Below are 18,697 nucleotides of genomic sequence, written 5' to 3' on the forward strand. Positions count from 1 at the left end.
CCAGGGCGGTGACGAACAGTTGCGTATCGGAACCATTCGGAAGATCTCGTGTGCCGTCCTCGCGGTGGCGGCGCTCTCCAGTTGCTCGGCGCTGCCCGGTTCCGGGTCGGATCCGGGCCCGGGTAAGGGCGACGCGAGCGGGCCGACGTACCAGGAGGCGCTGGAGGCCATGCTTCCCGGCGTCCAGGAGGCGGTGCGGCAGGTGATGCCCGGTGTCGAGCCCGGCGAGCTGTCGAAGGGCGGCACGAACTGCGGCGGCCCGGACTTCTCGGACGGGAAGGACGCCAGCAAAGTCCGGTTCGAGTACCAACTCGACCTCACCGGACCGTCGTCGGACCGCCGCACACCGCAGGAACTGGCGAGCGGCGTGGTGACCCACCTCACGGGGCGGGGCGGGTGGGAGGTCGAGCAGCGCGAGGGCTCCGACACACCCGACCCCTCGGGAATGGTCACCAAGTACGTCAAGAAGCAGGGCTCCGGTCTCGTCGTCGTCCGGGCGTACCCGTTCACCACGACGTCCGGCGAGGTCGTCCCCAAGCTCGGCGCCGACATCCTGACGGACTGCCTCCGCAACCCCAAGTACTGAGGGGGCTGCCCGCCGACAGCCCGGGCGGGTTCAGTCCGGCTGGTTGCCGGTCGCCTTGTCCTTGCGGTTGGCGGCTTCCTTGTCCAGTTCGCCGGCCATGGTGCCCAGGCGCGCCTTCCGCGTGGCAAGCTCCCCGCGCACGTGTTCCGCGGTGGGCCCCAGCCACCGCTCGTCGGCCTTGGCGTTCCGGTCGGCCGCGATCTCGATGGGTTCGTTGAGCAGCGTCCTGAGGTCGTCAGCCAACTTTCGCAAATCGGCCGCGTCGTTCGCACCCATGTCAGTCGCTCCGCTCCTGTGCTGAGTTGATCGATTTGCTGGTCATACAACCGTTCGCAGTACTACAGTACGCGGCCATGGCCATGGTTTTTGCGGATCCGGAGATGCTCGACCGACTGGCGAAATCGCTGGACAGCAAGGCTGGGGCGATCCCCCAACTCAAGAGCCGGGCGTCCGCGCTCGACGTCGGCGGCCACGTGTCCGGACTGCCCGCGATCGCGAGCTGGCTGGGGGACACGGCGAAGGATCTGCGGCGTCGCGCGAACATCCTGCGGGCCCCTTCCGAATCGCCCTTCGACTCCCTCGCCGCCTTCGGGCTGCCCCCGGGCGTGGCCGGGGACCCGGACGCGGGCAAGAGGTTCCAGACCGAACTGAAGGCCATTCTCGAAGCGCAGAAGAACGGCACGCCGCAGCAGCGCGCCCAGGCCGTCAAGGACTACTTCGCCACGCTCACCCCCGCTCAGCAGGCCGCGCTCGCTTCCACGGACCCGCTGATGGTCGGCAACCTGGACGGCGTGCCCGTCAATGTCCGGTTCGCGGCGAACCGGATCACGATCCAGTCGGAGTACACGAAGGAAGCCGCCTTCCTGGCGACGCTCAAGCCGACCGACGGGGCCTACAAGCGCACCAAGGAGCGTGTGGACACGCTGCGCAGCTTCCTCAACCCGCGCCAGAAGACGTACCTCGACCCGAAGACGGGTCAGCGGATGACGGTGGAAGTGCCCCGCCAGTTCCTCGTCTTCGACCCGCACTTCGGCTCGACCGCCGATGCCAAGTCGTCCCCGTTCCCGGACGGCCGGATCGCCGAGGTCGTCGGCGACCTGGAGAACGCGGACAATGTCGCGTTCCGGGTGCCGGGCATCACCAACCGCCTCGACAACTTCAACGGGTTCAGCAGCGGCGGATACGAGCTGGTCACCGACGCCAAGGGGAACGAGCGCCCCGACTCCGCGGTCGTCAGCTGGCTCGGCTACGACACCCCGGAGCTGGGCGACTCCGTGGACCCGGCCAAGGCCGTCGCGGGCGGCTCGGCCCTGAACGCGTTCCGCCAGGGCATATCGGTGAACCTCAAGCCGAACGCCGGGCTGGACATCTTCGCCCACAGCTACGGGACGCTCGTGACGAGCAAGGCCCTCCAGGGCGGACTGACCAACGTCGACAACGTCACGTTCATGGGAAGCCCCGGCCTCGGTCCCAACATCAAGTCGGTCGCCGACTTCAACATGCCGAACACCAAGTTCTACGCGATGCGCGCACCCGGCGACTGGGTCTCGTACACGCAGGGCCACGGCAACGACCCGGCGGACTTCAAGGACATCACCCGCCTCGCGACGGACGGCGCGCACGGCCACTCGCAGTACTACAACTCCGAGACCGGCTCGCTGGCCAACATGCACCGGATCTTCTTCGGCGGTGATGCCAAGCCGCTGTCGACCACCAGGACCACGCTCGACGACGAGCAGATCGGCGCGGCAGAGGCGCGCGAGATGGTCGGGTTCCTGAACGGGAAGATCCCGCCCGACGTGGTGATCAAGATGGGCGGGGAGCTCAACGGGGCGGTGCAGGACCACTTCGAGGGGCGGACCGAGGCGAAGGACCTGCTGCTGGACGTCCACGCCGTCCTCGGCAAGTACAACATGCTGGACCGGCTCCCGCCGGACGAGCTGTTCGGCAAGATCAACGACCTCGGCGGCAACCTGGCGTACAAGGAGACGTACAAGGCGGTCAAGGACAAGGGCGCCCCGGACTTCATCGCGGCCGCGGCGGCGAAGTCGGCGGAGATCGCGGCACAGAACACGCTGTACGTCGTCACCTGGCCGGTCGTGAAGGCGCTGGAGGTCGACCGGATCGCGAACAACGTGAACCAGCTCGGCGACGTCCTCGACCAGGGGGCCGAGGAGATCGGCGGGCACGTCCGGGAGCTGGGCACGCAGCTCGGCCGGGACGGCGCCCGGATCTACAACGACACCAGGGAACTGACCGGCGGGCTGTTCCGGGACGGCGGGCGGCTCGGCGTGGAGCTCGGCGACACCCTGGTACGGCCGTGGCGGGCCGGAGAGAACGCCGGGGACATCTGGAAGATCGCGGACGGGGCGAAGGACAAGATCTACGACAAGGTCCCGGATATCGCCGGCGGTCTGAACGACGCGAAGAACACGGTCGTGGACAAGGGCGGCGACATCGCGCGCTCCACGGTCGAGCACGGCAGCAAGGCCCTGGACAAGGGCAAGAACATCGTGGAGGGCGTGGGCAAATTCATCGGTCTGTAGGGTCGAGGCGGGGGTACGCGCAGGAAATCCACACGGGACCGGAGGGAACTGGGATGGGGCAGGACAACGGACGGGTCAGGGACCGCAAGCGGCTGGAGAAGGAGGCCGGCGCGGTCCTCAAGGGGGTCCTCGGCGGCGGCGCCACCCTGGTGAACCCGCCCTCGCACCTCGGGCCGGGGACCGTCGCTGTCACGGCCTTCGCGGAGTCCGAGACCCGGTCGGGAGCGGACCTCACGGCCGCCGTGTCCACGGCGCTGGCCGGCGCGGGCTGGACGGTCCAGGACCCGGAGCGCGACCCCGCCGCACCCGCCGTCGGACCCGCGGTGTACGCCGTCCTGCCGGGTCTCGGCAGCGGCTCCTTCGCCGTGGCGCCGCCCGCGATCTCCTTCGCCGGCGTGCTGGAGCCGGTGGCGGAGCCGCAGCCGGAGCCGCAGCCGCAGCCGGGGCCGGAGGGCGGGGCGTGAGCGGCGGGCAGCCGGACGAGGCGATGGAGGCGGCCCGGGCCGTCCTGACCGCCGAGATCCGCGCCGCGATCAGGAGGGCCACGCCCCAGGCCGTCTTCCCGGACGCCGAGTTCGAGGCCGACTCCGCCCGCGTCGCGGGCTGGGACCCGCAGGAGACGCAGTCCAACGACGCACTGCTGCGCGCGAGTACGGAGTACCTCGCGGACCGCGGCTGGCGGGTGTCCCCGGAGGCGACGGACAGCGAGGACCGGTCGGCCAGGATCGCCAAGGCGGGCGTGGGGCGCGGCCGGCTGTACGCGGCCTCCCGAGGGCTGACGTACACGGGAAGCGTTACTCCGCTTCGCTGACGCGACGTACGGACCCCAGGGTCGTCTTCGCTCAATCTCCCGTATATGCTGCGCAGTTTGTAGGACTGCACGCATGTTCGCACGGGGGAGTTAGCGAATGAGGAAGGCCAACCCGGAGGACCTGGAGCAGCTCGCGAAGCTGCTGGACGGCAGGGGTGGGGCGCAGGACAAGCTCGCGGAGGCGTTCACGCGCGCCTCCGGCCTGGGCGTCACGGCGAAGCTCGGCCCGCTGCGGCCGATCCAGAGCTGGAACACGGAGACCGCACCGGACCTGCGCAAGCGCGCGGGCATCCTCAGAGCCGAGAACGGCGACCCGACGGGCGGCTTCCTGTGGGCCGGCTTCTCGGCCGGGGACGCGGCGCGGCTGGCGACGAATCCGCAGCTGGCGCTCCTGGCCGGTGCGGCCTCGCTCGCCGACGACGGCTCGTTCGACTGGGTCAAGCGCCAGCCGAACGAGACGTACACCGAGTGGCAGAACCGCATGAAGAGCGAGTCCGTCGCCAAGATCACCGGTGATGAGAAGCTGGGCAAGGTCGTCGCCGACTACTACGACCTCGTGGAGTTCATCACCACCGCGCCGCCGGCCCTGTTCAAGGCCGGCAAGGGGATCTGGGACCTCAAGAAGTACTGGGGGCCGGACGCCAAGGCGTTGAAGGCGCCGGGCACCTTCCTGGCGCAGATGCTGCGGGGGCAGGGCTCCACGGGCACGATGGCACTGGCGCGGCAGGGCGCCCGGGTCGGCCGGCTCATCCCGCCGCCCCTGCTCAACTTCCTGGCGGGCAACAACTCCTACGCCGCGCTCGCGGGCAAGACGTGGGCCTGGGAGGCCAACCTCCTCAAGGTGGCCGGCCCGGCGGCACGGTTGAACGGAGCGATGGGCGGAGGCGCTCTGGCCCGCTTCGGCGCGGGATCCGGAGCGGTATTGAAGACCGCCGGGTTCTGGCGGGGCGCCGGCATCGTGGGCAGCGTCGCAGCGACCGGTTTCGGAGCCTACGAGCTGTACCAGAAGGGCAACCCCGTCGAGGCCTTCAAGAAGGACGGGGCCGGCTATGTGGCCGACGTCGCGGGAGTCGGCTTCAACGCCTCGCTGACGGCCGCGATGATCGCCCCGAACCCCATCACCATCGGTGCCGTCGTGGTGACCGGCGCCATCTACGGCGTGGCGTCCATCGTCGACAACTGGGACACGGTGAAGAAGTGGCCGGGCCAGGTGGCCGACGCGGCCGGCCGGGCCGGGGACGCGATATCGAAGGGTGCGAGCAACCTGGCCAAGGGGGCCAAGGACCTGGCCAGCAAGTACAACCCGTTCGACTGAGGTCCTCCCGGAAGGGAAATCCCCCACGCTCTCGGCGTCATGCGGATGGTGGACGACCGGGGGCCGGTACCGGAGCGCCCGGAGTACCGGACAGTAAACTCGACCCATTCGACTGAGGGGCGCCGAATGCACACCATTCCGTTCGAACTCATATATCGCGGTCCGGCCGAGGGTGACATCGAACGCGTGACGACGCACGCGTGGACCGCGGACGTGCCCGGATTCGGGCCGATCGAGATGCGGTTCCCGATCAAATACACCGAAAGGGTGCACGGGATCCTGCTCTCGGCGGCATGGGGCGAGCGTTTCCCCACGATCACCTTCGCCGGGGTCGGATTCCGCTACCACCTGCGCATGGCCATGATGGAGCTGACGGTCAACGAATACCCGGCGGTGTTCAAGCGCAGCCGCCTGGCCCTGACGCGGAGCGGCCGCGCGCTGCGGATCAATGTCTGCGGGCGGGACTACCGGTACCAGGTGGCCGGCGGAAAGCGCCAGCACCTCCTCGTGCGCGACGGCGCCAGCGTCACCACCACCCGTTCGGAATGGCGGCACCCGCGCAAGGTTTCGGGGGTGGCCCAGGGAAACGTGGACAACGTCGATATCGCGCTGGCCATTGCCCTGCAGAGCATGTACACGCGCAATCTCACTGTCGGCGGCGCGCTGTACTCCCTTCCCGGGCGCATGCTGAGCCGGGCGGACCTGCCGGATTTCTGAGCTGAAACGAAACGACCGAGTATCAAAGGAATCTGACATGCCTTCGCTTGACGCTGCCCGTCGTCGTCTGCGCCTCGCCGACCCCCACATCAGCGTCCTCGGACTGCTCGTGGAGGAGGAGGCGGTGCCCGACGAGCTCGGCATCGCGCACGCCGAGCTCCGCGCGGCGGGGATCGTCGGAGACGACGGTTCCATCACGGGCGACCTCTACCCGCTCGTCTCCACCCTGCTGGCGCCCCGCGTCATCGTCCGCACCGAGATAACCGGCCCCCAGGGGACCCTGGAGAGCGGCGCGGTGGTCGGCAACGACTTCGTCTTCACGCACGAGGGCTGGCCCGGCGAGACCGAGTCCGAGTACGTCCCGGTCGGGGCTCCGCTGCTCGTGCCCGCGCTCGCCCGCGGCGTCGACCTGCACGACGACATCCTTGAGGGCGCGGACCTCACCGAGTCGATCACCTCGACCACCAGTGCGCTCGACGCCGTGATGGTGCGCATGGAGGCCGTCGAGGGAGACGTGGACACCGAGGAGGTCGCGGCGGCCACCGGAGCCCCGGCGCGGCTGGTCGAGGTGCTCGCGCAGCTCAACTGCATGTGGCGGATGACGGTGGTGTGGAAGAACGCCCACGTCGAGAACGCCGAGCCGACCTTCACGGGCCTGGCCGTCTGGGACTGCGGCCTGGAGGGCTACTGGGTGCGTGAGCTGCCCGCGGAGCCCGTGCGCGAGGGCGAGGTCACCCTGGAGAGCCCGCTGCGGGTCCGGCGCACCCATGCCAAGGAGCTGTGGCAGATGATCGCCGACTTGCTGCCGGACGGCTCCGAGCTCGGCTGACCCCCTGGCCCCACAGGCCGTACGACACCGCCCGCCGGGAGAATCCCGGCGGGCGGTGTCGGTGCTGCGCGTCAGCGGTTGACGGCCTGGATCTCCTGGACCGTGACGTTCTGCGGCTCGCCCACCATCGTGGCCGAGGGCAGGGCCTGCGGGGCCGAACCGCCGCTGCTCCAGTGGGCGGTCCACGTCACCGTCGCCTGGAGCGGGAACGTGGCGCCTCCCGAGGAGCGCAGGTACGTGACCCCGCACGGCGGGGTCTGGTTCTCGGAGCCCGGGGCGAACGGGGCTCCGGCCCCCGCGCCGCCCGCGTTGAAGGCGCACTCACCGGAGGCGGGGTGGAGCGTGGCGTCGCCCGTTCCGGGCTTGATCCGGACCGACGCCGGGGTCGCGGTGGCGGTGGCGGAAAGGGTCGTGCCGCCCCCGTTGATGGTGGCCGTCACGCTCTTCGGCTCGAAGACGCCGCCGTCCATCCAGGCCCACGTGGCCAGGTTGACCTTGGTGTTGTTCGCCGGGGCGAGGCTGACCTCGGTCGTCGGCAGGTTGATCGCACCGTACGCGGCCTGTGCCAGCATCTCCGGCGTGATGGCCTGGCGGAACGGCGGAGGCGTGCCGTTGGGGACCCACTCGGGCAGGTCGCTGCACGACATGGCGGCGAGCTCGGTTGCGCGGTCCGGGTTGACCACGGAGACCCAGAAGGCGCCCTCGGAGGCCTTGTCCAGGTTGTAGTTCTTGTACTTGCCGTCCTTGTAGATCTCCCGGAACTGCCCGACGGCCGTCTTCGCGTAGCTGTGCTGGCCCGGGTAGTTGACGGTCTCGCTGTAGAAGGCCTCCACGTACTTCTGGAACTCGGCGGCCGAGCGCGGCTCGTACCAGCAGGCCGGCGGCGTCCAGTTGTTGTCCGCGGTGAAGCCCTTGGAGGTCTGGCCGGGCTGGCGCTTGTCCCCGGTGATCTGGATCGTGGAGGTCAGCTTGCCGTCCTTGAGCCCGCCGCCGCCCTCGCCGCCCCGGGAGGAGTCCGGCGGGATGTCCGCGCTCGCCGTGCCCGGTATGAGTGCCAGTGCGGCGGCCGTCGTCGCCACCGCGATCCATCGCATCGGAAGTCTTACGGTGTGCACGTCTTGTCTCCCCGCTTCGAAGTGAGCTTCGTGGTCTGCCAGACGCCCTGATCGGTCTTCTCCACCCGGACCTGGTACCGGATGTACGAGTTGGCGGTCACGGGCGTGGTGAGCACCTTGCCCGTCTTGCGTTCCTTGGCGAACGCCTTGCCCTCGTCCGCGCAGTACTCGACGCCCGCCGACCTGCCGTCGCCGGCCTCGACCCGGGGGTTGAAGAAGCGCGTGGTCCCCGTGGGCGTCAGGCCGTCCTTCTTGAGCTTCGCGATCCAGGTCGAGGCGCCGATCAGCGCGTCGCCCTTGTGGTAGAAGGGAACGGCCGGGGACTCGGCCGCGTCGCCCGCGATGGCCGCGTCGACGGACGCGACGGCGTTCTTGATGTCCCCGAGGAGGGCGTCCTTCACCGGGTCGCCGGTCGTCCAGCCCTCGAACTCGTGCTTCAGGTCCGCCGGCAGCGCTACGTCGGGGCGCCCCGGGACCGCGTCCGCGGAGGCCGTGCCCGGTGGCGCGGACGACGGCGCGGCGCTCTGCTCCGAGCCCGCGATCGTGTCGTCGGCCTTGCCGCCACCTCCGCCGCACGCGGTCAGGAGCAGGGCGGCAGTTGCCGTAGCGGCGACTGCAACGGGCAAAGTGCGGCGGTTCACTGGGCAGCTCCCGGTGGGGACGAGGGTCTCTGAAGCGTTCTGACGCTACCCGCGCGGAGAATGGTTTCGCCAGGGCGAATGCGACCGGATCGCCGCCGGGCGGGCCGCCGAGCGCCCACCCGGTGGGGATTGCGTCGAATGTCGCGAGCGCGAAGCCGGCGGGCGGCCCGCGGCGGTGTGGAGGTTCGGTGAACCTCTGTGCGCGGTACGGCCGTCGGCGGCGGACGGGCTGCACGACGGGACCGCGCCGGCGCTTGCGCGGGGGCCGGCCCCGGCCGCGCCCCGGGACGGCCCGGTACCGCCCCCCGTCCCCGGCTCGGGGGCGTCGGCCGAGGCCCGACGGCTGGTCAGCGGTGCTCGGGAGAGCGGCGATGGGGTCCCGTACGGAGGGCCGCGCGCGGCTTCTGAGTACCCGTACTGAGTACGCGTACTCAAATCGTCGTCGCGGGGGCGGGTGGCGCCGGACTCGCCTTGAGGTGCTTATGTGCTACTGCTACCGTGCGATCACCTTAGTTTTTCTATAGTTCGGTCAAGTCGCCAGCAGGCTGGGTTCTGTTCGAGAATGACCGGTTTTGTCTTTCGCAGTGCACGGGGAGCGGTGGAGTGAAGGTCCAGGAACGTTCGGGCGCGGCCAGCCACAGGGGTTCCGGGTCCGCTCAGGGCGTCGGTGAGCGGCTGCCCTCCTCGGGGCGGGAACGCAAGCCCGCGCTGGCCGCGTTGGCGGTGCTGCTCATCCTCGTCGGCGCTCTCGGAGCCACCGTGCTCGTGCTGCGGGCCGGCGAGCGGATCGAGGTCGTCCGTATCATGGCCGACGTTCCCGCGGGCAAGTCCGTGACCGACGCGACCATCAAGCCCGTGATGGTGGCGGAGGATCCCGCCGTCAACTACGTCAAGTGGGAGCAGCGCGAGGCGCTCAAGACTCTCCAGGCGAAGAACACCCTGGTCAAGGGCACCATCGCAATCGGTGAGATGTTCGCCCAGGACAAGGGCCTGCCGGACGGCAAGGCCCATGTCGGCCTCTCCCTCAAGGAGGGCCAGTACCCGGTCGGGCTCAAGGTCGGCGACCACGTCTCCGCCTACAAGGTGACCGCCGACACGGCCGCCGCCGCCAAGCCCGGCAGCGCCGGCGAGGGCAACACGCTGCTCGTGAAGGACGCCAAGGTCACCGACATCTTCGTCGGCGACGGCAAGGCCATCGGCAGCGGCAACCTGCCGGTCACCGTCATGGTCGCCACCGGTGAGATCGCGCCACTGACGCAGGCGGCCGCGGCCGGCCAGGTCGCCGTGGTGCTGATCCCGTCCGCCAACGGCTGATTCACGAGCGCACAGGAAAGCAGAAGACATGGCGCTCATCGCACTCGCCGCCGACAAGGGGTCACCCGGCGTGACGACCGCGGCCGTCGCGCTCTCGGCCGTATGGCCGCGTCGCACGCTGCTCGCCGAGGCGGACCCCGCCGGCGGAGACCTCGTCTACCGCAGCTCGGCCTCCCACGGCGGACCGCTCAACCCCAACTCCGGCATGCTGTCGATCGCCGCGACCGCGCGTCGCGGCCTGGCCGCGGACCAGCTCTGGGACCACGCCCAGACGATGTCCGGCGGCCTCGACGTCCTCGTCGGTCTCGGCTCCTCCGAGCAGTCCGCCGGCCTCATCGGCCAGTGGCCGCTGCTCGGCAAGGCGTTCGCCCAGCTCGGCGACTCCCCGCACGCGCCCGCCGACGTCATCGCCGACTGCGGACGCATCAGCGCGGACGGACCCGCGCTGGAGCTGTTCGCACACGCGAGCCTGGTGCTGCTCGTCGCCCGTACGACGCCCGAGAGCATCGCGCGGGTCCGCGACCGGGCCCTCGCGCTCTCCGCCCGCCTGCACGGCGCCCAGCGCGGCGCCGCGCAGTTCGGCACCCCCCTGCTCGGGGTCGTGCTGGTCACCGACCCCAAGGACTCCGCCAAGGTCGTCAACCAGGTCAACGACATGCTGGTCGCCTCCCACTCGGGCGTCCGCGTCGTCGGCACCCTCGCGTACGACCCGCAGGGCGCGGACCAGCTGGCCGGCCGCCGCCGGGGACGCCTGGACAAGTCCCTGCTGATCCGCTCCGCCCGGCAGGTCTCCTTCGACATCAACCAGCAGTACGGCACCCTGTGGGCCGGCCCCGCCGGAGCACCCCCGGGCACGGCCCGATGAGCGCGGTCGACCACCAGCTCGTCAAGCGGTTCCGGCAGGAGGCGGGCGACCGCATCGCCGAACAGCGGCGGGTGGACCAGCTCGCCGGCCTCATGCAGATGTCCGGCGAGGACGAGCGCCAGTACGCCCGCGCCGTCATCGCCCAGATCCTGGAGGACTACGCCCGCGGCGAGATCAACGCGGGCCGCACCCCCTTCGACGCGGAGACCGAGGAGCAGTTCGCGTCCGCTGTCCACGCCGCGCTCTTCGGCGTCGGCCGGCTCCAGCCGCTGCTCGACGACCCCGAGGTCGAGAACATCGACATCAACGGCTGCGACCAGGTGTTCGTCGGGTACGCGAACGGCAGCGAGGTCCGGGGCGACCCGGTGGCCGAGACCGACGAGGAGCTCGTCGAGCTCATCCAGGTCCTCGGCGCCTACTCCGGCCTCTCCTCGCGCCCCTTCGACTCCGCCAACCCGCAGCTCGACCTGCGGCTGCCCGACGGCTCCCGCCTGTCGGCGGTCATGGACGTCACCCGGCGCCCCTCGCTCTCCATCCGACGCGCCCGCATGGGCAAGGTCTTCATGGCGGACCTGGTCGGCAACGGCACGCTCACCCCCGAGCTCGGGCACTTCCTGTCCTGCGCCGTCCGGGCGCGCAAGAACATCATGATCGCGGGCGCCACCAACGCCGGCAAGACCACGCTGCTGCGCGCGCTCGCCAACGAGATACCCCCGCACGAACGCCTCATCACCGTCGAGCGCGCCCTGGAGCTGGGCCTCGACACCTTCGCGGAGCTGCACCCCAACGTCGTCGCCTTCGAGGAGCGCCTGCCCAACTCCGAGGGCCAGGGCGCCATCATGATGTCCGAGCTGGTGCGCCGCTCCCTGCGTATGAACCCCTCCCGGGTCATCGTCGGCGAGGTCCTCGGCGACGAGATCGTCACCATGCTGAACGCGATGTCCCAGGGCAACGACGGCTCCCTCTCCACCATCCACGCCAACAGCTCCAGCGAGGTCTTCAGCCGTATCTCCACCTACGCGCTGCAGGCCGCGGAACGGCTGCCCATCGAGGCGAGCCAGATGCTGGTGGCGGGCGCCATCAACTTCGTCGTCTTCGTCGAGCGCCGCAACGCCTTCCAGAGCGGCGGCCGGCTCCGCCGCGTCGTCACCTCCGTGCGCGAGGTGAACGGCGTCGACGGCCGCGTGCTCTCCAGCGAGGTCTTCGCGGAGACCTCCGACGGGCGGGTCGTCGCGCACGCCCCGATCTCCTGCATCGAGGAACTCATGCCCTTCGGCTACCGACCCAGCGGATCCTGGGGGTGAGGCGGACATGAACAGCATCACCTCCATGGGCGGCCTCTTCTCACTGCCCGTCCTGTACGCGCTCCTGTGCGGGCTCGTGGTCGGCGGCGGGCTCGCCCTGCTCACGGCCGCGATCCGCGGCCTGCCCGTCAAACCCGAGCACGAGCGCGCCAATTCGCGCGAGCGCCTCGCCGAGCTGGCCCGGTTCGCCGGCCGTCGCGGCTCCCTCGCGATCGGTACCGGACTCGCGATCCTGCTGCTGACCCGCTGGGCGGTGGCGGGCATCGCCACCGGCGTGCTGGTCTTCTTCTGGGACCGCCTCTTCGGCGGCGCCGCCGAGGAGCGGGCCGCGATGCGCCGGGTCGAGGCCCTCGCGTCCTGGACCGAGTCCCTGCGCGACACCATCGCCGGAGCGGTCGGCCTGGAGCAGGCCATCCCCGCCTCGGCCCGCGCCGCGGCCCCGGCCATGCGGCCCCACCTGGAGACGCTCGTCGACCGGCTGCGGGCCCGTATGCCGCTGCCGGACGCGCTCCAGCACCTCGCCGACGAGATCGACGACGCCTCCGCCGACATCATCGTCGCCGCGCTGATCCTCAACGCCCGCCTCCGCGGCCCCGGCCTGCGGCAGGTGCTCGGCGCGCTCGCCAAGTCGGCCCGCGAGGAGGTCGACATGCGCCAGCGCGTGGCGGCCCAGCGCTCCAGCACCCGGCGCAGCGTGCAGATCGTCGTCGGCGTCAGCGTGGCCTTCGTACTCGGCCTGTCGATCTTCAACCCGGACTTCGTGTCCCCCTACAACTCGCCGGTGGGCCAGGTCGTCCTGGCCTGCGTGTGCGGCCTGTTCGCCCTGGGCTTCTGGTGGCTGCGCAAGCTCTCCACCATCGAGACGCCCGAACGCTTCCTGGTCCGCGACGCCCAGCCGGTGCGCTTCGCGCAGCCCCCGTCCGAACGTGAGGAGGTCGGTCCGAGGTGAACCTCACCCTTCCGGTCGTCATCGGGGCGGTCCTCGGCCTCGGCATCTACGCGCTCGTCCGGGCCATGGTGCCCTCCAAGCGCGGCGCGGTGGCCACCGTGGCCCAGATCGACGCGATGCGGGCGCGCGGCGCCCTGTACGAGTCCCCGGGCCGCACCGTCCAGCAGGACGTGGACGCCGGGAAGATGGGCACCCTGCGGGCCGGTGTCGGCGCCCGCGTCGCCGACTTCTACCGGCAGCAGGGCTGGGAGCAGCGCTCCCTGCGCGCCGACCTGAACGTGCTGGAGCGCAGCTGGGAGAACTTCCTGGCGACGAAGATCCTGCTGGGCGCGGCGGGGCTGTTCTTCGGCCCGTTCCTCTTCGCGATCGTCATGACGCTCGGCCTCGGCAGCGGAGCGGTCGTCCCGGTCTGGATGGCGCTGGTCTGCGGCGCCCTCTTCTTCTTCCTCCCCGACCTGGAGGTCCGCCGGGACGCGGCGGAAAAGCGCCGCGACCTGCGCCGCGTCATCGGGGCCTACCTCGACCTGGTCGCGATGAACCTGGCCGGCGGCCGCGGCCTGCCGGAGGCGCTCATGGCCGCCGCCGAGATCAGCGACGGCTGGGCCCTGCGGCGCATCCGCAACACCCTGGCGGACGCCCGCATCACCGGCACGAGCCAGTGGCAGGCGCTCGGCACGCTCGGCGAGGAGCTGGGCGTGGAAGAGCTCAAGGACCTGGCGAGCGCGCTCGGCCTCGTCGCCGAGGACGGCGCGAAGGTACGGGAGTCCCTGGCCTCCCGCGCCGAGACGATGCGGCACCGCGAGATGGCCGAGATCGAGGGCAGCGCCGGCGAGAAGTCGCAGTCGATGCTCGTGGCCCAGCTCCTGCTCTGCGCCGGCTTCCTGGTCTTCCTGATCTTCCCGGCGGCGATGCGCGTCTTCCAGGGCGCCTGACCCTCCCGCCCCACCTACCGTCATCGTCTTTCGAGAGGACCCCGCCATGAACGGCATCAACGGCATCCGCAACAGTCACCCCGCCCTCGACTTCCTGGTCGTCTTCCTGCAGGGCCGGGTGCAGCGCGCCCGCTCCGGCGAACTGGACCGGGGCGCCTCCGCCGTCGAGTGGGTGATCATCTCGGCCGTCGTCGTGGCGATCGTCGGCGTCGTCGCGGCCATCCTCAACGCCGCGCTCGGCAAGGGCGCGAGCAAGGTCGGGGACTGCATCGCCGGCGCCACCGCGTCCAAGACCTGCTAGGCGCAGTCCCTTCAGTGACCGAAGCCGTGAACCGCTGCGCAGCCCGGCTGCGCGACGCCGTACGCCGCAGGGCGGAGGCCGCCTCCGCCCGCGGTGACTCCGGCATGACCGCGATCGAGTTCGTCTTCCTCACCCCGATCCTGTTCTTCATGATCTTCGCGACGGTGCAGTTCGCCCTGTACTCCTTCGCGGACCAGGTGGCACAGGCCGCCGCCCAGGCGGGTGCGCGCGAGGCCCGGGCGTCGGCGGACGCCGACCCGGGCGGCTGGCGGGGCAAGGCGCGCAGTTCGGCGGACAGCTACATCGACCAGTTGGGGCCGCAGCTGGTGCTCCGGCCGAACATCGTGGTCGACCAGCCGGCGGCGAACACGGTGCGGGTCGTGATCACGGCGAACGTGCCCAGCATCGTTCCCGGCCTCGACCTGACCGTCCACGCGCAGTCGAGCGGGCCGGTCGAGCGGTTCGTACAGGACGGGGGATGAGGTTCCGATGAGTCATCGGACACGGCAGCGGGTGCGCGACATGGTGCGCGGCCCGGTGCGCGACCGGGGTGGCCGGGTGGGCGGCGGCGCGGGCGATCGGGGCGACCGGGGGATCTCGACCATCGAGGTGGTCATCATCGCCCCCGTCTTCTTCCTCTTCATCCTCGTCCTCGTCGCCTTCGGCCAGCTCGCCCAGGGCCGCGGCGCCGTCGACGGAGCCGCCCGCGACGCCGCCCGCGCCGGGTCCATCCAGAAGAGCCGGGACGTCGCCATGGCCGAGGCGGTCAGGGCCGCCGAGGCCAACCTGAGCGACGTGTGCGCCGGGCCGGTCTCCGTGAACAAGACCAGCGCGGGCTTCGAGCCCGGCGGGTTCTTCACCGTGGAGGTCAGCTGCGAGATCCGGGGCCTGGCCATGCTCGGCCTCGACGTCCCGACCCGGATCAGCGGCCACGCCACGTCCTCGCTCGACCCCTTCCGGAGGGCGGCATGAAGGCACTCCACGGGCTGCGGGCCCGGCTCGCGGTCCGCGGGGCGGGCCTCGACGACCGGGGCTCCGGCGCCGGCGCGCTCATCATCTTCAGCATCCTCTTCCTGGCCCTGGCCGCCTTCGTCGTCGACGGCGGCATGGCGATCTCCCAGCGGGAGCGGGCGGCGGACATCGCCGAACAGGCCGCGCGGTACGCCGCGCAGGACATCGACCGCGCCGCCCTGTACGCGGGTTCGGGCGGCGCCCCGATCAACTTCGAGAACTGCGGGGCCCGGGTCCGCGTCTTCGCCCAGGAGGCGAAGCTGTCGGGGCCGGACGTGGCCGCCGCCGGCTGCGTCTCCGCCAACGCCCAGCGGGTGCAGGTCGAGATCCGGCTGACCTACCGGCCCGTACTCGGCCTGTACCACCGCGGACCGGTCACGGTGCGCGGCCGGGCGGTCGCCGAGTCCGTGACCGGATGACCCGGCCGGAGCAGCCCCCGTCCCCGTACCGCCCCACCGACCTCTCCACACAGGAAGCCGCCATGGCACGCAGAACCCCCCGCACGAGCGCCGCACCGAGGCCGCGGCGCACCTTCGGCGACTTCGTCAAGGCGTTCCTCGCGTTCCTCGCGCTGGCCGTGCTCGTGTTCGGCGTCCCGGTGGCGCTCGCGTCCCAGGTCGGCTGGCCGCTGCCCGACGAGGTGCCCTCGCTGGACATGCTCCGCGAGCAGATCACGGTCAACACCTTCATCCACGTACTGACCGTGGTGGTGTGGCTCGCCTGGGCCCAGTTCACCGCCTGCGTCCTCGTCGAGGTCAAGGCCGCCGTCTCCGGCTTCGGCATGCCCGCACGGGTCCCCGCCGCCGGAGCGAGCCAGGCCCTCGCCCGGCAGCTCGTCGCCGCCCTGCTGCTGGTCACCGCCGGCGCGGCCAGCTTCACCCCCGGCCTCTCCCAGCTCGGCCAGGCGCTGGAGGACCAGCCGCGCCCCGGCGTGGCCGCCTCCGCCCAGCTGACCCCGGGACAGCAGGCGCAGCAGGCCGCCCAGGACCGGGCCGCCGAGCAGGCGGAGTCCGACCGGCAGGCTGCCGAGCAGGCCCGCGAGGACGGGACGAAGTTCTACCGGATCCAGCCGCCCGAGGGCCGCCACCACGACTCGCTGTGGGAGATCTCCGAGCGCCACCTCGGCGACGGCCGCCGCTACTCCGAGATCTACGAGCTCAACAAGGACCGGGTGCAGCCCGACGGGGAGAAGCTCTCGAAGGCGAGCCTGATCCGGCCCGGCTGGATCATGGAGATGCCCGCCGACGCCTACGGCGGCGACCTCGTGCAGATGCCGGACGAGGCGCCCCAGGTGTCCGAGAAGGTGCGCGGGCAGATCCTGGAGTACTCCAAGAGCGGCGACCACCCGCAGGCCGCCGCCGACACCTCGCGGGGCGGGTCCGCCCAGGGCGGCTCCGGCACCGCGACCGGCGCCGTCGACACCGACACCACGCAGTTCGTCCTCCCCAAGGACTGGGCCACCCAGGACCGGTCCGGCGCCGCGCAGGTCTCCGACACCGCGATCGGCTCCGCCGACAGCGGCGCCTCGGCCGCAGCCGCCGACGACTCCTCCTTCGGCCTGCCCGAGGCCCTCCTCGCCTCCCCGCTGCTCGCCGCCGGACTCCTGGCCGCGCTCGGCCGCCGCCGGCGCACCGCCCTGTGGCAGTCCGCGATGGGCGCCGTCACCGGGCGCGGGGCCACCCCGCCGCCCGCCCCCACGGGCGAGGCCGCCAACGTCCAGGACGCGCTGTTCGTCGGCGCAGACCCGGCGGCCGTACGCCGCCTCGACCACGGCCTGCGCGGCCTGTCCGAGGCCCTCGCCGCCGCCTCCCGCCCGCTGCCCACCGTGTACGCGGCCTGGCTGGCCGGCGGCGAGATCCACCTGCAGCTCGGCGACGGCGAGGCCGCCCCGCCCGCGCCGTGGCAGCAGGGCCAGGACCACACCGTCTGGCGCCTGGACCAGGCCTCCGCCGAGGCGGCCCCGGCGGGCACGACGGCGGCCCCCTACCCGGGACTGGTCAGCCTCGGCACCCTCGACGGCAACCGGCTCCTGCTCAACCTGGAATCCGTACCCGGCATGGTCTCCCTGACCGGAGCGGACGAGGACCGGGCCGCGGTCATGTCCTCGATCGCCGCCGAACTGGCCACCAACGGCTGGTCGGACCGCCTGACGGTCACCCTGGTCGGATTCGGCGAGGAGCTCACCGCCCTCGCCCCCAGCCGGCTGCGGCACCTGCCGGGCATCGACGACCTGATCCCGGTCATGACCGCCGAGAGCCGCCAGCGCTCCTCCGCGCTCGGCGCGGCGGGCCACGACTCCGTCCTCACCGGCCGCACCGGGCACGCCCAGGAGAACCGCTGGGCGCCGCACCTCGTACTGATCGCCGCCGAGCCGACCGAGGCCCAGGCCGCGGAGCTCGCCGCACTCGGAACGGGCGCGGCCCGCCTGGGCATCGGCTACCTCCTCGGCACGCCGACGAAGAACCTCCCCGGCGCGGTCTGGGAGCTGGAGATGACCTCCGACGGCCGGCTCCTCGCCCCGGTCCTGGGCCTCGAACTCCGGGCCCAGACGCTGCCCCGGGCCCAGCACGAGGCGGTCGTCCAGCTCTTCCGCGACGCCGACGGCCAGACCGGCCACGACCCGAACCCCGACCCTGGCTCCGCCCCGCCGTTCCTCGTCGACGTCACCGAGCAGGGACGCCCGGCGGTCTACGCCCGCCTCATGGGCCCCTTCGAGATCATCGGCCTCGACGCCCCGGACCCGGACCGCGCGGCCCTGATGGCCGAGGCGCTGGCCCTGTGCCTGCTGCACCGCGAGGGCGTCAACCCCCGGGTGCTCGCCGCCGCCCTGTGGCCCCGCGGCGTCGGCGACGACGTCCGCGACGCGCTCGTCGAGCGGCTGCGGGAATGGCTCGGCACCGACCCGGACGGCACCCCGAGGCTGCGCTCCGGCGCCGCCGGCCGGCTCACCCTGGCCCCGTCCGTCGTCAGCGACCTCGACGTGCTGCGGTCGCTGCACCACGAGGCGACGCAGGGCCGCGGCGCCCGCAACCCGAACGTCCGCGAGCGGATGCTCACCGACGCGCTGGGCCTCGTCCGCGGCGGCCTGCTGCCGGACCGGCCCGCGGGACGGTACGGGTGGCTCGCGCACGAGATCGTCGACGCGCAGCTGCCGCTGCTGGTGTCCGAGGTCGCCCTGAGCCTGTCCGAGCACCAGCTGGGCAAGGACCGGCCCGAGCAGGCCGTCGCGGCGCTCTCCAGCGCCCTGTCCCTGTCGCCCGCCGACGAGCGCCTGTGGAACGAGCTGCTGAGGGCCACGCACGCCACCGGCGACACGGGCCGCCTCACCGCGCTCGCCGCCACGCTCACCACCCGCGCCGCCGAGCTCGGCGGCGGCCGGGGCCTGCCCCCGCGCACCGCCGCCCTCCTCGACGAGCTGCTGCCGTCCTGGCGCGGCGACGGCGCGGCGGCGGGCTGACGGG

20 protein-coding genes are annotated in these 18,697 nt (G+C 71.8%); 17 read left to right on the forward strand and 3 right to left on the reverse strand.

Annotated features, from left to right (window positions below):
• Positions 1 to 64: 64 nt before the first annotated feature.
• Complete coding sequence (locus tag ACFWUQ_RS09675; RefSeq protein WP_384535238.1) at positions 65 to 586, forward strand: hypothetical protein; 522 nt, start codon at positions 65 to 67, stop codon at positions 584 to 586.
• A 30-nt stretch (positions 587 to 616) separates the two neighbouring features.
• Here ACFWUQ_RS09675 and ACFWUQ_RS09680 read toward each other — a convergent pair whose 3' ends face one another.
• Positions 617 to 862 carry a hypothetical protein gene (locus tag ACFWUQ_RS09680; RefSeq protein ID WP_384535240.1) on the reverse strand — a complete coding sequence of 82 codons (246 nt, stop codon included), beginning with the start codon at positions 860 to 862 and terminating at the stop codon, positions 617 to 619.
• A 77-nt stretch (positions 863 to 939) separates the two neighbouring features.
• Here ACFWUQ_RS09680 and ACFWUQ_RS09685 point away from each other — a divergent pair, with 77 nt between their 5' ends.
• From ACFWUQ_RS09685 to ACFWUQ_RS09710, 6 genes are all read left to right on the forward strand, one after another.
• Positions 940 to 3,132: an alpha/beta hydrolase gene (locus ACFWUQ_RS09685; protein ID WP_384535241.1), complete on the forward strand. Its 2,193-nt coding sequence runs from the start codon at positions 940 to 942 to the stop codon at positions 3,130 to 3,132.
• 53 nt (positions 3,133 to 3,185) lie between these two features.
• Complete coding sequence (locus ACFWUQ_RS09690) at positions 3,186 to 3,596, forward strand: hypothetical protein (RefSeq protein ID WP_384535243.1); 411 nt, start codon at positions 3,186 to 3,188, stop codon at positions 3,594 to 3,596.
• On the forward strand, positions 3,593 to 3,943 hold the full coding sequence (locus tag ACFWUQ_RS09695; protein ID WP_384535246.1) for a hypothetical protein: 351 nt from the start codon (positions 3,593 to 3,595) through the stop codon (positions 3,941 to 3,943). Before ACFWUQ_RS09690 ends, ACFWUQ_RS09695 begins: the two co-directional genes overlap by 4 nt.
• 97 nt (positions 3,944 to 4,040) lie before the next feature.
• On the forward strand, positions 4,041 to 5,258 hold the full coding sequence (locus ACFWUQ_RS09700) for a mucin-2 (protein ID WP_384535248.1): 1,218 nt from the start codon (positions 4,041 to 4,043) through the stop codon (positions 5,256 to 5,258).
• Positions 5,259 to 5,384: 126 nt separating this feature from the next.
• A complete protein-coding gene (locus tag ACFWUQ_RS09705) occupies positions 5,385 to 5,975 on the forward strand; it encodes a hypothetical protein (RefSeq protein WP_384535251.1) in 591 nt (196 codons plus the stop codon).
• 37 nt (positions 5,976 to 6,012) lie between these two features.
• Complete coding sequence (locus ACFWUQ_RS09710) at positions 6,013 to 6,804, forward strand: hypothetical protein (RefSeq protein WP_384535254.1); 792 nt, start codon at positions 6,013 to 6,015, stop codon at positions 6,802 to 6,804.
• Between the two features lie 71 nt (positions 6,805 to 6,875).
• Here ACFWUQ_RS09710 and ACFWUQ_RS09715 read toward each other — a convergent pair whose 3' ends face one another.
• A complete protein-coding gene (locus tag ACFWUQ_RS09715) occupies positions 6,876 to 7,898 on the reverse strand; it encodes a hypothetical protein (RefSeq protein ID WP_384535257.1) in 1,023 nt (340 codons plus the stop codon).
• Positions 7,899 to 7,906: 8 nt separating this feature from the next.
• Positions 7,907 to 8,545, reverse strand: a complete 639-nt coding sequence (locus ACFWUQ_RS09720) for a hypothetical protein (RefSeq protein ID WP_384535259.1) — start codon at positions 8,543 to 8,545, stop codon at positions 7,907 to 7,909.
• 618 nt (positions 8,546 to 9,163) lie between these two features.
• Here ACFWUQ_RS09720 and ACFWUQ_RS09725 point away from each other — a divergent pair.
• From ACFWUQ_RS09725 to ACFWUQ_RS09770, 10 genes are all read left to right on the forward strand, one after another.
• A complete protein-coding gene (locus ACFWUQ_RS09725; RefSeq protein ID WP_384535261.1) occupies positions 9,164 to 9,874 on the forward strand; it encodes a hypothetical protein in 711 nt (236 codons plus the stop codon).
• A 28-nt stretch (positions 9,875 to 9,902) separates the two neighbouring features.
• Positions 9,903 to 10,739: a hypothetical protein gene (locus ACFWUQ_RS09730; RefSeq protein WP_384535264.1), complete on the forward strand. Its 837-nt coding sequence runs from the start codon at positions 9,903 to 9,905 to the stop codon at positions 10,737 to 10,739.
• Positions 10,736 to 12,043 (forward strand): CpaF family protein, encoded by a 1,308-nt coding sequence (locus ACFWUQ_RS09735; RefSeq protein WP_384535266.1) that lies wholly within the window; start codon positions 10,736 to 10,738, stop codon positions 12,041 to 12,043. The genes ACFWUQ_RS09730 and ACFWUQ_RS09735 overlap by 4 nt, the downstream gene beginning before the upstream one ends.
• A gap of 7 nt (positions 12,044 to 12,050) precedes the next feature.
• Positions 12,051 to 12,992 carry a type II secretion system F family protein gene (locus ACFWUQ_RS09740; RefSeq protein WP_384535269.1) on the forward strand — a complete coding sequence of 314 codons (942 nt, stop codon included), beginning with the start codon at positions 12,051 to 12,053 and terminating at the stop codon, positions 12,990 to 12,992.
• Positions 12,989 to 13,924, forward strand: coding sequence for a type II secretion system F family protein (locus ACFWUQ_RS09745; protein ID WP_384535272.1), 936 nt, complete (start codon positions 12,989 to 12,991; stop codon positions 13,922 to 13,924). Before ACFWUQ_RS09740 ends, ACFWUQ_RS09745 begins: the two co-directional genes overlap by 4 nt.
• A gap of 46 nt (positions 13,925 to 13,970) precedes the next feature.
• Positions 13,971 to 14,225: a hypothetical protein gene (locus ACFWUQ_RS09750; RefSeq protein WP_384535274.1), complete on the forward strand. Its 255-nt coding sequence runs from the start codon at positions 13,971 to 13,973 to the stop codon at positions 14,223 to 14,225.
• Between the two features lie 104 nt (positions 14,226 to 14,329).
• Complete coding sequence (locus tag ACFWUQ_RS09755) at positions 14,330 to 14,707, forward strand: TadE family protein (protein WP_384535380.1); 378 nt, start codon at positions 14,330 to 14,332, stop codon at positions 14,705 to 14,707.
• 7 nt (positions 14,708 to 14,714) lie between these two features.
• Entirely contained in the window at positions 14,715 to 15,197 is a 483-nt protein-coding gene (locus ACFWUQ_RS09760) for a TadE/TadG family type IV pilus assembly protein (protein WP_384535277.1), read from the forward strand.
• Positions 15,194 to 15,655: a pilus assembly protein TadG-related protein gene (locus ACFWUQ_RS09765; protein ID WP_384535280.1), complete on the forward strand. Its 462-nt coding sequence runs from the start codon at positions 15,194 to 15,196 to the stop codon at positions 15,653 to 15,655. The genes ACFWUQ_RS09760 and ACFWUQ_RS09765 overlap by 4 nt, the downstream gene beginning before the upstream one ends.
• 62 nt (positions 15,656 to 15,717) lie before the next feature.
• Positions 15,718 to 18,693 carry a BTAD domain-containing putative transcriptional regulator gene (locus tag ACFWUQ_RS09770; protein WP_384535282.1) on the forward strand — a complete coding sequence of 992 codons (2,976 nt, stop codon included), beginning with the start codon at positions 15,718 to 15,720 and terminating at the stop codon, positions 18,691 to 18,693.
• Positions 18,694 to 18,697: the final 4 nt, after the last annotated feature.

It is taken from the genome of Streptomyces sp. NPDC058662, from assembly GCF_042716255.1.
In the GTDB taxonomy this organism is placed as follows: Bacteria; Actinomycetota; Actinomycetes; order Streptomycetales; family Streptomycetaceae; genus Streptomyces.

What these genes read in the sequence shown, in the direction of transcription:
- ACFWUQ_RS09715 (WP_384535257.1), bottom strand. Translation starts at nt 7,898, where the DNA reads ATGCGATGGATCGCGGTGGCGACGACGGCCGCCGCACTGGCACTCATA.
- ACFWUQ_RS09770 (WP_384535282.1), top strand. Translation starts at nt 15,718, where the DNA reads ATGGCACGCAGAACCCCCCGCACGAGCGCCGCACCGAGGCCGCGGCGC.
- ACFWUQ_RS09705 (WP_384535251.1), top strand. Translation starts at nt 5,385, where the DNA reads ATGCACACCATTCCGTTCGAACTCATATATCGCGGTCCGGCCGAGGGT.
- ACFWUQ_RS09735 (WP_384535266.1), top strand. Translation starts at nt 10,736, where the DNA reads ATGAGCGCGGTCGACCACCAGCTCGTCAAGCGGTTCCGGCAGGAGGCG.
- ACFWUQ_RS09755 (WP_384535380.1), top strand. Translation starts at nt 14,330, where the DNA reads ATGACCGCGATCGAGTTCGTCTTCCTCACCCCGATCCTGTTCTTCATG.
- ACFWUQ_RS09730 (WP_384535264.1), top strand. Translation starts at nt 9,903, where the DNA reads ATGGCGCTCATCGCACTCGCCGCCGACAAGGGGTCACCCGGCGTGACG.
- ACFWUQ_RS09760 (WP_384535277.1), top strand. Translation starts at nt 14,715, where the DNA reads ATGAGTCATCGGACACGGCAGCGGGTGCGCGACATGGTGCGCGGCCCG.
- ACFWUQ_RS09700 (WP_384535248.1), top strand. Translation starts at nt 4,041, where the DNA reads ATGAGGAAGGCCAACCCGGAGGACCTGGAGCAGCTCGCGAAGCTGCTG.
- ACFWUQ_RS09710 (WP_384535254.1), top strand. Translation starts at nt 6,013, where the DNA reads ATGCCTTCGCTTGACGCTGCCCGTCGTCGTCTGCGCCTCGCCGACCCC.
- ACFWUQ_RS09680 (WP_384535240.1), bottom strand. Translation starts at nt 862, where the DNA reads ATGGGTGCGAACGACGCGGCCGATTTGCGAAAGTTGGCTGACGACCTC.
- ACFWUQ_RS09690 (WP_384535243.1), top strand. Translation starts at nt 3,186, where the DNA reads ATGGGGCAGGACAACGGACGGGTCAGGGACCGCAAGCGGCTGGAGAAG.
- ACFWUQ_RS09750 (WP_384535274.1), top strand. Translation starts at nt 13,971, where the DNA reads ATGAACGGCATCAACGGCATCCGCAACAGTCACCCCGCCCTCGACTTC.
- ACFWUQ_RS09685 (WP_384535241.1), top strand. Translation starts at nt 940, where the DNA reads ATGGCCATGGTTTTTGCGGATCCGGAGATGCTCGACCGACTGGCGAAA.
- ACFWUQ_RS09740 (WP_384535269.1), top strand. Translation starts at nt 12,051, where the DNA reads ATGAACAGCATCACCTCCATGGGCGGCCTCTTCTCACTGCCCGTCCTG.
- ACFWUQ_RS09765 (WP_384535280.1), top strand. Translation starts at nt 15,194, where the DNA reads ATGAAGGCACTCCACGGGCTGCGGGCCCGGCTCGCGGTCCGCGGGGCG.